This is a genomic window from Castellaniella defragrans, assembly GCF_014203015.1.
Taxonomy (GTDB): Bacteria; Pseudomonadota; Gammaproteobacteria; order Burkholderiales; family Burkholderiaceae_B; genus Castellaniella; species Castellaniella defragrans.
In genome coordinates this window covers 1-12,948 of record NZ_JACHIB010000013.1, presented here as the reverse complement: position 1 = coordinate 12,948, position 12,948 = coordinate 1, and the positions used below count along the sequence as shown (strand labels likewise).

Below are 12,948 nucleotides of genomic sequence, written 5' to 3'. Positions count from 1 at the left end.
AGATGCGTATGCGAGGCTGCCTCCTCCACGGCCATCACGACGACAGGCACAGGGGCGTCGTCGAGCAAATGGGTCAGGTGTGGAGCAAATGAAGCAAGCCCACTATCGGAAGACCCCTGATGGGCTCAAGAGTGTGTTCGGCGGGCGCTTACGAACCTTGAGCCGGCCGCGCAGGCGTGCAGCGTCACGAAGATGTCGAGTGCCTGGCGCGACAGATAGACCACGTGCGGGTTGCGTCCCTTCATCCGCTGCGTCGGGATCGTCCAGGCCTTGCTCTCGAAATCGACTTCATCCCAGGTGGCCTGGATCAGTTCGCTCTTGCGTACCAGCGTCAGCAGGATCAGGCGCAGCGCCAGCTTGATGGTCGGATAGGTCGCCACCGATTCCATCTGTTGCACGAACAGTCGGATTTCCACCGGCGACAAGGCGCAGTCCTTCGGGACGAAGGTGGCGATCGACGCCGCGCCCACGCTGTTGGCGGGGTTGTCCACCTTTTCGCCGTGGGCGATGGCGTAGACATAGACCTGCTTCACGATGTCCCGAATCTGAACCGCAGTGGCTGGCGCACCGCGTTCCTTGACCTTGTTGCACAAGGCCTGCAGGTCTTCAGCATGGATTTCAGTCAGCAGGCGATTCTGGAAAGCCGGCAGGATGTCCCGGTTGATGATGTGCTTGCGCGCAGCCCGAGTGCTGTCTGCCAACCTTGCATTGGTCAGCCACGCCTCCATCGCCATGCCAAAGGTCTTGCTGGCGACCACGCGGCGTTTCTCGCGCTGCTTTTCAAGCGCGGGGGATATACCTGCCTGAACGGACTTCCGCGCCTCCAGGAGCAGCTCGCGCGCCATCGCCAGTGAGATGCCGCCTGGTCCGTAGCGTCCGATGGTCAACGTCTCCCGGCGGCCGTGGAGACGGTAGTCGTAGCGGAAGGTGATGGTACCGCTGGGCGATACCGTCACGCACAAGCCATCACGGTCAGAAGCCTTATAAATCTTGGACTTAGGCTTCAGATGTCGTAGTGCAGTGTCAGTAAGCATCGAGGTTTTCTCCGGCTTTTGACGGCTTTACCGTCAGGTTTTACCGTCAAGGACCTGGAGACCTGCTGATGCCCGGAAAGCCGCTTAAAACAAGATTCTCCGAGAAAACTTTTACCGTCAAAGACGGTAAAAGTCTCAATAGTGAACGAGAGTGTCTTAATCCGGCCTCGATTCTTACCGCCAGCGCCACCGTCAACCTGTTTTGCTGGCCGGCGATAGCCACCGATAGATGCCGTGACTCATTTCCTCAATGAATCAACACGTTACGGCGATTTCTCGATAACTGGCGATAGTCCTCGAAGGACATCAATTCACTCCCACTCCTTATAGATAGATCGAAAAAGTTATTTTAATTCAATGCTGTAAGATCATTCACGCTAAAGATGCCATGAAAAATACCATGATCGACAGCCACCTTGGCCACATCGGAATCTACTGCCCTCACCTCTGATTTTGTTGGACTGCACTCCGGCAGAAGTGTGCCCACGCCAAAGATTATCCGCCTTGCGACTGCTGCTTCTCCGTATCCGGCACTCTTTGATCGGAAACGGTGCTGTCAGGCGATGAACGCTTCTGACCTTGCCAAACATGTGGTGGTACAGGCATGCGATAGTGGCGGCAGGCCATAAGAAAAATTGGAGTCAGGTGATTTCGGACAGCGCTTATCCGCTCATCCAGCGGATACTCCTTCATCACACGGTTCAGTAGGCTAAAAACGGCCTCTAGCGAGTCATTGAGTGGCAGACCTGGTACCGACACCCCGTGATCTCGATCACCATCCCAGAAAACCTCATCGGTTCGTGCGTCGGGAATCCAGATTTGGTGGGTCATGTGCGGAGCGTACTCTAACAGCGTGCTGCGCAACTGCTCTGCTCGCTCCTGATCTCCTATCATCGCAAGCCAAGCGAGCACGAAAGTGTAAAGAATCCCCGCACGCGTATGCTCTTCGAAGTATGCGTCACTGCGTTCTCTTGGATGTGAGAGGACATCACGATATTCTGTCGTCGGCGTCGGATAGTGCCGCCGAGCCCGCAGTCCGTAGCAAAGATGATCGGACATGCTGCGGATGTAGTCAGCAACATTAGATAGGCGTCCGCGCACATCTGCGAGACGCATAAACAGCGCCAATTCAATCGTGAAATCGTCACGAACGGGGACGGCAAGCGCCGGGTTCGCGTTCAGCATCCCAATCGCTATGTTGAGCGCCTCGTCTGCTCCTTCACTCATTGCCTGTGCGAATGCCGCATCGCCCCCAGCACTGATGGCATCTAGCCATAACCCGTGGAGAGACAACCTACCCAGTGTCTCGAACAGCGCGATGTTGATGTCTACTGCGTAACGTGAATTTACGGCCATTGAAAGCGCATAGCGTTTGTCGGCGAACGGGCCAATCTTCTCGACTAGTAGAAGGCGAGCGATGATTAGGTGCAGTTTGAAAACCTGATCGAAATGAGCTAGCCGCTCCTGTTGCGCCGCTCCCCTGCGTAGACGGGTACTATCACAGTGGGGCCAACTGCGTAGCAGCACCAACTCGGATGCTCGATATGCAGCCTCAAGGTTATCGGTGTCGCGAGCCCACACAAAGAGTATCCAAAGGCACAGGTAGGCCTTACGTAGCTGACGTGTGCGCTCTGCCTGGCTCTTCGGCTCAGTGAAGATGACATTGAGTAATTGACGGAAATGCCGATAAGCGACGTCGGGCTGATCAAGCATCGCTAGCGCCTTCTGAAATAGCCCCCGATTCTCGCTCTCAATTAACTCAGCACGCAACATGCCGCTGAGGATCAAATCGGAGAGACGATCCCCGTTCCATTCGGCAAAGTGAACGTTGGCTTTCTCGTTCGCCCGACAGTAACCACTCCACTGAGCACGAACATCCTCGCGCATCTCGCCGCCCATGCAGACGCATATAACAACAGGCAAATCCGCAAAATGGGGCGGGATGCGGTTCGGAATATAGTCATCCAAAACCTCATTCAGTGACGGACGTACAGCCTGCTGGCCAGTATCCCAATGCTCTCGTGTCAAATCACCGGACTTGATCGTAAACAGGAACAGGCTTCGAGTGCCATCCCGATCGGGATTGGGGCCAACTGCCGCTACGTCGACACCAGCTTGCCGGGTACCGCGACGGGGACGGGTTAGAACTTCAAAACCACTCTCAGCCAAAAGATCAGGCAGAATAGCGTCGAGTTCGTCACGCTCGCGTAGCGAGCGCAGATAGTGCATTACGACAAGTTTCATCTCTGCTCTCGCTGCTCAAGCTTGAATTGCAAGAGCATATGCTCGAGTCCAACTGGGTCAACGATGTCGAGGATGGGCAACTCTGACGAGACCGAGAACGAATGCATCCCAGTCTCGGTGAGATGTGTGGTGCCCTCTCCGGTGTGGATCGGCGTCAACGACGATCGGCCATATAGGATGTATTGTTTAGTGACGAGATCCTCAAAAATAGATTTCCGGCGCCCCTGCTCCATGCTCCGTTCCATCTGCTCGTGCCATTGGACGTGTGCCGCCTCGCGCTGCATTTCACTAGGGTGCAGCTCGACTAAACGCTCAATACCTTCCATCGCATCTTGAAGTGCCGCCTTTCGTGTGAGCACTTCAGCAACGTCCGGAATGCTCTCAGCGTAACGCTCAAGGTAGTCCTTCAACTTTCCCCCATAGCTCACCAGCAAGGGGTGATAGATCAGATCGAGGACATCATTTTTGATATCTGAAGCCCCATCGCGAAGTACCGCTAACGGTATAGTAACTGCGGCCAGAGGATCAATGAAGAACCACCCAATGGCCTTGCGGCAGAGATATAGTTGATCCAATGGCTCCAATGGAATAGATGACGTAGGGATGGAGAAAGGAGGATCATCGTTTCCGACACCGCAAACTTCGCTAGCCACGCATTGGTGGGTGTACGTATTCCCGTTCAGCAGCCAGTACACAACCGCGCCACCCACCACATCAGAGCCGGCATTTTTCAGCGCGTAGTAAGTGCTCTGGAACGCGCTCAGCGTAATCCGGCCTTTTGAACGATCAAATAACTTACTAAGCAGGGAAATCACTTTCTCAGCATGCCCTGCACCGACAAGCAGATATGCTGCATGGTCGAGGTGCGAAATCGTTCCTGCGCTATCTGGGTCAACATCCGCAGCGGCATCAAGGCACAGGTTCATAGCGTTTTCTGTGAGACCGACCCGGTGACGCCACAGCAGGTCCACTGCCAAGTGGATCGAGATGGGACTCCTCGTCTGAACGACCCGTTCAAGTTGTTCGTCCAAGCCGACTGGTGCGAGTGTTTTTCGCTGTGCAGCAGCACGATAGCCCGCTTCGAGGGAACGGAATGCGATGTCTTCGTCATTGCTGGACGCCCCTTGGAGCAGTATGTTGAGCACCTCGTCGTAGCGTTCACCCAGTTCCATGGCACCCAAAGCTGAGAGGGCAGCGAGCTTCGCCTCGCGCTCGTGAGCCTGCGCGAAAATGAGGCCTTCTTCGATATCGGTGTTCATTACGAGAACCGTGAATAGCTGACGCAAAGCCAGGTTATCACCGGCACGTGCTGCTTCGTAGACCTTGAAAGCTCTGACTGGGTTCTTCCTCGTCCATTCCCCAAAAGCAGTACTAGGGGCACCTGCAGCCAAGTCGTTGCCGCCCGCATCAAGCAGGCGCGTGATGAAGGCAAGAAGGACATCCTGATCTACGTTCAAAAGGGGTATCAAATCGCATAGAACATGCTGAACAAAGAAGAAGCGCGGTCCCTCCAACTCCGCCAGCGCTTCTTCGATATGAAGGTCAATCGGTGGCGCATCAGTAGCGTTCAATATTGTTGCAAGAGTCTCGAGCAATGCAGAATGGCTATCATCCAAGCGACGATAGCCACGATCCGCAACAGTACGAACCAAACCGCATGTGCGAAGCTGCGCAGCCAATTCCGTCTCGTCTACCGATGCCCCATTCGCTGTCATTACTTTACCCATTGGATCCATAGCGCGAAGACTGCTTGTTTTGTCGGCGCTTGCGTTCCTGCTCTGCAATCTCGCCTGGTTGCAATGCCAGCTCGGCATCGATCATGCGCTCCAGTATGTCACCCAATCGGATGGTGCAAGGAATGAGCGGCGGCTCGAACTCGTAGCCGCCGGCGATCATTTGAGCCGCAACTTCCTTGGTGATAAAAAAAAGCCCATCTTGGTTGTACTGGTGCGGCTTCGTCATGCTCGTTCCCGTTGCGTTCGTCTTGGCTAAGGACTTTCTGTGCTATTTAGCCCAGTGCCGGCGTCGATCTGGGCTAGCTCATCATCGAGAATTTCACCGACGCCTTTGGCGGACACCTGCCCCGCCAGGCCGGCGTCGATCCGTTCGGCCAGCAATGCCTTGAGCTGCGTCCATGCCACATCGTCCTTGAGCAGACCCGCAGCGACGGCCATGCTCACAAGCGCATCAAGCCCGAATTCGTTGATCTTCCCGCGCATCAGGTCAGATACGCGAGGTTGCGTCACGCCAAGACGGCGCGCGGCTTCGGCCGGCGTCCATCCGTGATCCCGGATTTGCTTTTCCAGGGCCATCATCAGCGTCGAACGCAGCTTCATGTTTTCCGCTTCGGCGGGGGTGTTTTCGATGGCATCCCACACACTGGCAACGGGTTCATTGCTCATCGCTTGGTCCTTCACTGGCTCGCCGGCGCGGTCAGCATGTCGAGGGTGATCCGCCGCACGAGCTGCAACGCGGCTGCCGGCGTTCGCGCCGGCGCAGGGTGCTCCAGGTCCGCGCGCACCTGGTCGCGCAGGCCATCCAGATCATTGCCGCCGTCCACGACCGCTTGCATGAACGCGCGCACCAGGGCCGCGCCGCTGGACCCATACTCACGCGCGGCCGCGAGAAAATCCCGCTTCAAGTCGTCATCGACCGTCACCGAAAGGCGTGCCATTCAATACCCCGCTTCTTTCTGGTGCCGAACGGCAAGAATGGCGATGTTCTCCCCGTCGAAGCGATAGAGGGCGACATAGCCGCCGTTGCCGAAGTCGATCAGCCATTCCCGAAACTCGGGTTCCATGTCCTCGACCGGGCGGCCAATGCGCGGCTGATGGGCCAGAATCTTGACCCCGGCCCGGATAGCCTGCACCGCGCGTTGCGCCGCATTGGCATCCTTGGGCGCGAGGAAGCGATAGAGCCGCAGCACATCAGCTAGTGCCGGCGGCGTCCAGATTAGACGTGACACTTAGGCAACTCCGCATCCTCGCCGGCTTCCAGCTTCGCCAGCCAGGCGTCGGCTTCCTCAAGTGTCAGATGCTGGCCGGTGCGCTGATAGTCCTCCCAGGCCCGGAGCGCATCCTGTTTGAACGCCTCGCGCTTTTCCTCGCGCTCGACGTACTGCGCGATGGCTTCTCGCATGATCCAGTGCGACGTGCGCCGGCGGGCTTCGGCCAGGTGCTGGACGCGCCCTTTCAGCTCGTCATCGAGCTTGATGGATGTTGCCGTTGCCATGTGGCCTCCGTAGCAAAAGGTAATACCTTTTAGTACTATAGCTCGCTCCTGCCCTGCCGTCCACCCCCGAGGAGGCCGTGCTGAAACTGTCTTGAAAGCTCATTAGGGCGAGAGAAATGCGCTAGGCGCATATAAATCGGCATTTCAGAATTGAGCCGTGTCGGCTACGATAGGCGCAATAGCCTATACCTAAAGGAGCCGAACGCATGAAATCAATCCCCCAGGGTCGCATCGGCCGACAACCTGAATCCGTTGCGTACGCGGTAGAGATGGCCCTTTTTGACGCTGAATACCCGCCAACGAGCTGGGTTGTTCTGACCTGGCGTGATGGTGTGCCAGCGGAACGCAGCCGCCACGATGGCCGGGATGCCGCGCTGGCGGCTGCAAGGGCTTTGCTGCCGGCGGACGTGAGCATCGAGGACGGCGACCAGTGGGACCAGGTGAAGGAGGCAGCATGAGCACAAGGAAGGACCGGCGCGTCGGTTCGATGCTGGCCGGGATCGCACGCGAGGCAGGCGGCCTGACCGAAGCCGAAGCCGAGGCCATCGACCAGCTCCGCGACAAGACGCCGGCCGAGCCGATGAGGTTTGACGAGGCCCCAGCCCTCAAGGTCGCCCGCGTCTATTTGCGCGTCAGCACCGACGCGCAGGACCTGGAACGCCAGGAAAGCATCATCGAGGGCGCGCGGGCGGCCGGCTACTACGTCGCCGGCGTCTACCGTGAGAAGGCATCCGGCGCTCGGCCCGACCGGCCCGAGCTGCTGCGCATGGTCGCGGACCTACAGCCCGGCGAGGTGGTCATTGCGGAGAAGATCGACCGCATCAGCCGCTTGCCGCTGGCCGAAGCCGAGCGCCTGGTTGCCGCGATCCGGGCCAAGGGCGCCCGCCTGGCCGTCCCTGGCGTTGTAGACCTGTCCGAGCTGGCGGCCGAGGCGCAGGGCGTCGCCAAGATCGTGCTGGAATCGGTCCAGGACATGCTTTTGAAGCTGGCCCTACAGATGGCCCGCGACGACTACGAGGACCGCCGCGAGCGGCAGCGCCAAGGCATCGAGCTGGCGAAGGATGCGGGCAAGTACCGGGGCCGGCGGGCCGATCCCAAGCGCCGCGCCCAGGTCATCGCCTTGCGCCGATCCGGTCATAGCATCACCAGGACGGCCGAGCTGGCCGGCTACAGCCCCGCCCAGGTCAAACGGATATGGGCAGAGGTCAGCCAGGCCGAGGCGGAACATATGGGAGCCTTCCAGGAGGACGCCTTGAGCGAAGCCGACGCCCTGGCGGCCGCCGACGATGGACACCAGGAGGAACAGGCATGAAGGACCGGCACCACGACGACGCAATGGCCGAGGTCTACCGCAACGACCCGGAGCTGGCGGCCGCCGTGCTGGCCGCCGTCGAGGCGGACGGCGATCCGGCCGAGCTGGCTATCGTTCGCCGGCAACTGGCAATGGCGGCCTCCCCTCGCCCGCTCACGCCGGCCGAGATCGAGGCGCTACGCCAGGACATGGGCCAGGCCATCGAATGGGCGCGCGCCGAGCTGGCGCGCCGGCGAAATCAGTAACAGCTATTTAGCAGCTAAGTGGAGTGTGTATGAGCGAAACAAGAAAGCCCGCCAATCGGCGTCGTATGGATGAACTCAAACTAGGGCTGGATTTAGGAGCGGTGGCAGAGGCGCTCGCGGCCGGGGAGATCACGGAACGCCAGGCGAAGAACGCGAGCAAGTTCATCAACCAGGTCAAGGCGGTCCATGAAAAGCCGCTCAAGGCCCGTCTCATCCAGTCCGATAGAGGCCAGTTTTTAGGTGAGGCTCATCCATTGGACTGCGGAGCCTGGAAAGCGTACCGCTATGGCCCGGAGTTTCGAGACGGGGGTAAGGTCTTTCCGTCACTGGAAGACGCGGAGCAATTCATCATAAACGGCTAGCATGAGCCACTAAAGGCGATGATTAAACGAAGCTGCCCCGCGTAGCGCGGGGCAGAAGGGTCAGCGCTGGCGGCCGCTAAATGGCCGGACCCGCAGTTTTGAGAGCTGGTCAGCCGTTCCGATCAGCCGATGCCCGGTTGGCCGCATGACGGTCTGCTGTATGCGTTCCATCTTGTCCGCGATCGCCGATGCCTGGGGGCCGAAACCCAACGCCCAAATGAGCTGGCCGAGCAGATAGAAGCCCGGCACGAACACCAGGAACAACACCCCCATGACAAGCAGGAAGTCGGAAAACGATTGAGGGGGAAAGAAGTCCATAAAGCCTCCGATTTATTGAAAGCGAACGTGTCGGGTGGCCAGGGCATGCTGGAGCTGCGCCCTGGCCTGCGAAAAGTCCTCGCGCGTCGCGAGGCCCGTTTCAGCCTGGTAGAACAGCACCATGAACAGGTTAGCCGTTGCCTCGGCCAGCGGCCCCAGCTCGTGCGCGGCGTCCTGGTCCAGCCAGTCGATAGCGTTCAATTCCACTGCCGCGTGCTGAACTGCCTGGGAAAATTCGTTAGGATGTAGAGTTGCCATTTTTCACCTCTCTCACAGGTGGTTAGTGGAAGTGTCGGCCGGCGTTGATGCGCCGGCCGGCGCGCTTAGGTCGGCTGCGGTCGGTTCACGAACGCGGCCACCTCGTCATTTGCCCCGGCCGCTGTGCTGTCGTTCGTGCCGGCCAGGTTATTTCCGTCGAATGTGCCAGCGCTTTTGTTTCCATGGGTCGCCTTGATCGTCGCGGCGAGTTTGCCGCCGGTCGTCTCTGCAATCCGGCTCTTTGCCGCGTCGGCCATGCTGCCGGCCTTCGTGGATGCCCTCGAGCCGATGCCTTTGGCGAGGTTAGCGACGGTATCAGCCGCGATCCGGCCGCCCTTGGCCGCAGTGGCCCCGATACCGCCGGACGAGCGGCCACCACCCAAGCCACCGCCCGAGTTGCCGCCGCGTGCGCCGGTGCTGTTGTGGCCTGCTGCCGCTGCCAACGGCGTTTCACCACTGCCAGAGACGCCACCACTACCACCGTCGGCGTCGCCGCTGGTGCTGCTGGTACCGGCGCTGCCACCGCCACCGCCACCGCCACCCATCATGGTCGACAGAATGTCAGTCCCCGCAGAGACGTTGTCGTTGGCCTTCGACGCGGCCGCTGCTACGGCCGCAGCGCCACCGGCGGCAGATGCGGCCAAGGAGGCACCGCCGGATGCAATGGCCGCGCCCGCTTGAGTAGCGAGTCCTGCCGCCGTCATGCCAGCGCCGAACAGGGTTCCCGCGCCGAAACTTCCGATTCCACCGCCGCCCGCACTTGCGCCGGTGATGATGCCGGCGATGAGGGGTGGCACCTTGTTGACCAGGACAAGCAAAATGATGGCAACAACCAGCATGACGGCGAGTTCCTGGGTAGCCAGGTTGTTGCTTAGCTGGGCGAAATAGTGTGTCAGGAACGATTTGCCGATGGAGACGATGAGAACCATCGCCAAGAGCTGCAAGGCAATTCCGAGGATCGTCTTGTAGTAGTTGATGGCTATATCCGTTGTCCATCGGGAGCCACCGAACCCCAGGACAATAATGCCGGAGTAAAGTACGATCCAGGCCGATGCGAGCGTCAGAAGCATATTGATCGACACAAGCGCCAGGACCAACAGAACAGCCAGAGCTTGCAGCTCCATAACTATCGCCGTGCCCATTTCGCGCCAGCTCAATTCCGAGGTGGCCTGGATTGTTCGGTTATAGAGATCGAACCCAAGATCGACGATGCTCGAAGGTCCAAGATTGGACGTGCTAAGGCCGCCCGCCTCTGCGCCCAGCTTCTGCATTGAGGTAATGATCGTGCCGGCAATGTTCATGCCGGTGACGGCGTTTGTCAGCAGCCACCAGAAAAAGCCTGTGACGATAATGAAGCGCGAAAGCTCGGCGAAGAACTCACCGATATCCGCTTTTCGGACCACCATCATGCCGAAGGTCCAAACCATGCTAATGGTCGTGAGCGCCCAAAATAGCCGCGAGGCGGCGGCCTCGATGATCGTTCCCCAGGTGCTCGCAGCTTCATTGAATCGGCGCAGCACATCGTTCATGATGCCGCCGCTACTCAGTTGACCGCCGGTGCTTCGGGCTAGCACTGGCTCGACTAGCAAGAGCGTCAACACTGCAACGATTGCCGCCCCTTTCCAGTAGGTGATTTTCATGTTCTTGCCCTCTCGGGATTAGAAGTCGTCGGCCGGGCTGGGCTTGTATTCCCACTGCCGCATTGCCTTCGCTTTCTGGAACGACTTGCAGCCATCCATGAAGGCTTGGCGCTTCGTCTCGCTATGAATCTCCGACAGCGATTTTTCGAGCAGGTCAGGGGCGCACGTAGCTGCGGTCGGCTCCGGTACATCGTCGCAGCCGGCAAGGCCGGCAGCGACAGTGACCACCACAATCAAAGGGAAAATCCGCATATACGCCCCTCTTAGAAGTCGTCGGCCGAGCTGGCCTTGTATTGCCAGGTACGCAACTGTGTAGCCCGAGCTTGGCCGCGCGCTTTCTCATCCAACTCGGCGGCTGATTGCGCCGCTATCGCGTTTTGTTGCGCGATCAACAGCCCCCGGATTTGCAGGAGCTGGTTAGCCTGCTGGCTGGCGAGCTGGTTGGCGTAGCCGAGGGCTTCCATCTGCCCTTGTGCGCCCTGCGCCTTCGATTGCAGCCGTTCGAGCTGGCGCGCGTCCGACTTGAGGTTTTCCTGTTGATCCTTGATGCCCTTGAACAGCGCATCGTTCGCCGCCTTTTGCGACTGCGATCCCAGGGCGCGCGTTTTCTCCAACGCTGCGCGTTCGGTGTCAGAGCAACCGGCCGAGGTGAAGCACGGCGACGACTTGTAATAGGAAACGTCCTGGAACTTGCCCAGGTAGGCATCCAGGCTACCGGCCTGATTGGTGAGGTTGTTCAGGGTGTCAATGGACTGCATCAGCCCGTTGATGGTGGACTGTGCCTGATCCCAGATGTAGGCCGCCGGTGCGACCGTGTTTTGCAGCATGTTCTCATACTGCTGCAATTGGGTCCGGTATTGATCGATTTGCTTCTGGACCTGCGCAACCTGCTGAATCGCGGTGACAGTGGTTTGCGACAGGTTGGTACCGTCGAGGACCGGAATGCCCGCTTGCGCTGGCATTGTGGCGACGCCAAAGGTCGCGGCGATGGAAAGAGCGATTTTAGCCGCTAAATTTTTCGGCTTCGCGGTCAGCTTTCGATTGTTGATTAGGGCGCCGTACGTCTTTGCTTGCATTGCATATACCTCCATCAGTCGCGTTTCGAATGTGTGCCTGATCATGCCTTGCAATGCGGAATATGATCGACCTAATGATTGTACAAAACGGTTGACATCACAAAAATCACCTGTTGGGCAAGCGGGTCGTGTCTGTCTCGTCTCGTTCCATCGCTCAACTTGGTTAGCCGGCGGTAGCCCGCTAGCCTCGCAGAGCAGGATTCCCGTTGAGCACCGCCTGGTGCGAATAAGGGACAGTGAAGAAGGAACACCCGCTCGCGGGTGGGCCCACTTCACCTATCCTGCCCCGCTCACGCACCTGCAAACTCTGAGGAAAATCATGCAGTCCCTTCTGTATAAGGCGGTGTATTGCATGGAAATGACCGCAACCGACTGAATACAGCGAAAGGCCGCGTTTTCGTAGCGATAGACCGCCATTTACCGACGATCTACCGATTAAAAACAGGCAAATACAGGAAATTGCAAACATTTGACTGTCGCGAGCGGCGACCGCGCAGCGGGGCCGCCGCATCTGTCAAAGAACGATCAGACCCGAACGCAGAACGCCCGGTTTCCCGGGTTTTATCGGTCGCATGTTCCTGGTTTGTATTGCGTTCTTTGACACTTGAGGGGCGGCAAATTTAGCCGCTGAAATTCTGATCGCGGCCGCGAGGGTTCCACACTGGTCGAACCGCGCTCATGTTCACGAAGCCGCAGACGTTTGGCAGCAAGGGCTATGCAGTAATAATAAGAATATTATTATTCTTACCGACTAAAGGGCTGTTGGCCCAATTCGCCTGCATTCTTTCTCTGGCGATTGCAAAAGCAAGTATCGGCCTGCGGCCTGGTTGGACGCCAAGAATGGAGGAGCGGCTGCGGCGGAGCGGCCCAGATGGCCTGAAGCGGCCGTAGCGGCGTTGTAAGAACGATTCGGCGCCCCTGTGGGCAGGGGAAGCCCTAGACGGCCATAGCGGTCGTTGTAGGCGGTCTGACGACCACCTGCACTCTCCTTGGTGTTCAACCGTCGGCCCACGGCCGACTGGCAAGGCCAGGTCGCGCCTCAAGCGCGGGCTGCGCCGCGCAGGATCTGAATATCCTGAATATCCTGCTAACTCCGGGCGGGTGTGCCACATTCCGGGCGGCTGTGCCACGCATGTCAAGCGACACCAGGAATTGACCCCCTGGCGACACCTAAAACTGACCCCCCCTACGGTTGAACGAACGGCTGCCCGATGGCAGCAGAACTGGG

The 12,948-nt window shown here is 58.8% G+C and carries 16 protein-coding genes and 1 pseudogene; 4 read left to right on the top strand and 13 right to left on the bottom strand.

Going from position 1 to position 12,948, the window contains the following annotated elements; all coding sequences use genetic code 11:
* Window positions 1-137: 137 nt before the first annotated feature.
* From HNR28_RS11410 to HNR28_RS11375, 8 genes and pseudogenes are all read right to left on the bottom strand, one after another.
* A pseudogene (locus tag HNR28_RS11410) lies at window positions 138-1,034 on the bottom strand (tyrosine-type recombinase/integrase); the annotation flags it as partial.
* Between the two features lie 495 nt (window positions 1,035-1,529).
* On the bottom strand, window positions 1,530-3,278 hold the full coding sequence (locus HNR28_RS11405) for a hypothetical protein (RefSeq protein WP_151024290.1): 1,749 nt from the start codon (window positions 3,276-3,278) through the stop codon (window positions 1,530-1,532).
* Complete coding sequence (locus HNR28_RS11400) at window positions 3,275-4,957, bottom strand: hypothetical protein (RefSeq protein ID WP_211369287.1); 1,683 nt, start codon at window positions 4,955-4,957, stop codon at window positions 3,275-3,277. The genes HNR28_RS11405 and HNR28_RS11400 overlap by 4 nt, the downstream gene beginning before the upstream one ends.
* Window positions 4,958-4,997: 40 nt before the next feature.
* On the bottom strand, window positions 4,998-5,240 hold the full coding sequence (locus HNR28_RS11395) for a hypothetical protein (protein WP_151024289.1): 243 nt from the start codon (window positions 5,238-5,240) through the stop codon (window positions 4,998-5,000).
* Between the two features lie 26 nt (window positions 5,241-5,266).
* The gene (locus HNR28_RS18700; protein WP_151024288.1) at window positions 5,267-5,680 is read right to left on the bottom strand and encodes a helix-turn-helix domain-containing protein; all 414 of its coding nucleotides are present in this window, start codon (window positions 5,678-5,680) and stop codon (window positions 5,267-5,269) included.
* Between the two features lie 11 nt (window positions 5,681-5,691).
* A complete protein-coding gene (locus tag HNR28_RS11385) occupies window positions 5,692-5,952 on the bottom strand; it encodes a hypothetical protein (protein WP_053244039.1) in 261 nt (86 codons plus the stop codon).
* Window positions 5,953-6,243, bottom strand: coding sequence for a type II toxin-antitoxin system RelE/ParE family toxin (locus tag HNR28_RS11380; protein ID WP_053244040.1), 291 nt, complete (start codon window positions 6,241-6,243; stop codon window positions 5,953-5,955).
* Entirely contained in the window at window positions 6,231-6,509 is a 279-nt protein-coding gene (locus HNR28_RS11375) for a CopG family ribbon-helix-helix protein (protein WP_053244041.1), read from the bottom strand. The genes HNR28_RS11380 and HNR28_RS11375 overlap by 13 nt, the downstream gene beginning before the upstream one ends.
* Before the next feature lie 206 nt (window positions 6,510-6,715).
* Between HNR28_RS11375 and HNR28_RS11370 the strand changes: the two genes are divergently transcribed.
* The 4 genes from HNR28_RS11370 to HNR28_RS11355 are packed head-to-tail and all read left to right on the top strand — an operon-like array spanning window position 6,716 to window position 8,428.
* The gene (locus tag HNR28_RS11370; protein WP_151024287.1) at window positions 6,716-6,967 is read left to right on the top strand and encodes a hypothetical protein; all 252 of its coding nucleotides are present in this window, start codon (window positions 6,716-6,718) and stop codon (window positions 6,965-6,967) included.
* Window positions 6,964-7,821: a recombinase family protein gene (locus tag HNR28_RS11365; protein ID WP_457912088.1), complete on the top strand. Its 858-nt coding sequence runs from the start codon at window positions 6,964-6,966 to the stop codon at window positions 7,819-7,821. The genes HNR28_RS11370 and HNR28_RS11365 overlap by 4 nt, the downstream gene beginning before the upstream one ends.
* A complete protein-coding gene (locus tag HNR28_RS11360; RefSeq protein WP_184142910.1) occupies window positions 7,818-8,066 on the top strand; it encodes a hypothetical protein in 249 nt (82 codons plus the stop codon). Before HNR28_RS11365 ends, HNR28_RS11360 begins: the two co-directional genes overlap by 4 nt.
* Before the next feature lie 29 nt (window positions 8,067-8,095).
* Complete coding sequence (locus tag HNR28_RS11355) at window positions 8,096-8,428, top strand: hypothetical protein (protein WP_170288437.1); 333 nt, start codon at window positions 8,096-8,098, stop codon at window positions 8,426-8,428.
* Between the two features lie 60 nt (window positions 8,429-8,488).
* Here HNR28_RS11355 and HNR28_RS11350 read toward each other — a convergent pair whose 3' ends face one another.
* The 5 genes from HNR28_RS11350 to trbJ all read right to left on the bottom strand — a co-directional run bounded on the left by HNR28_RS11350 (window position 8,489) and on the right by trbJ (window position 11,720).
* Window positions 8,489-8,746, bottom strand: coding sequence for a hypothetical protein (locus tag HNR28_RS11350; protein WP_151024285.1), 258 nt, complete (start codon window positions 8,744-8,746; stop codon window positions 8,489-8,491).
* Between the two features lie 12 nt (window positions 8,747-8,758).
* Window positions 8,759-9,004 (bottom strand): type I toxin-antitoxin system ptaRNA1 family toxin, encoded by a 246-nt coding sequence (locus HNR28_RS11345; RefSeq protein ID WP_151024284.1) that lies wholly within the window; start codon window positions 9,002-9,004, stop codon window positions 8,759-8,761.
* 65 nt (window positions 9,005-9,069) lie between these two features.
* Window positions 9,070-10,644, bottom strand: a complete 1,575-nt coding sequence (gene trbL / locus HNR28_RS11340) for a P-type conjugative transfer protein TrbL (RefSeq protein ID WP_151024283.1) — start codon at window positions 10,642-10,644, stop codon at window positions 9,070-9,072.
* 18 nt (window positions 10,645-10,662) lie between these two features.
* A complete protein-coding gene (gene trbK, locus HNR28_RS11335) occupies window positions 10,663-10,896 on the bottom strand; it encodes an entry exclusion lipoprotein TrbK (protein WP_151024282.1) in 234 nt (77 codons plus the stop codon).
* An 11-nt stretch (window positions 10,897-10,907) separates the two neighbouring features.
* Window positions 10,908-11,720 carry a P-type conjugative transfer protein TrbJ gene (gene trbJ / locus HNR28_RS11330; protein WP_151024281.1) on the bottom strand — a complete coding sequence of 271 codons (813 nt, stop codon included), beginning with the start codon at window positions 11,718-11,720 and terminating at the stop codon, window positions 10,908-10,910.
* Window positions 11,721-12,948 lie beyond the last annotated feature (1,228 nt).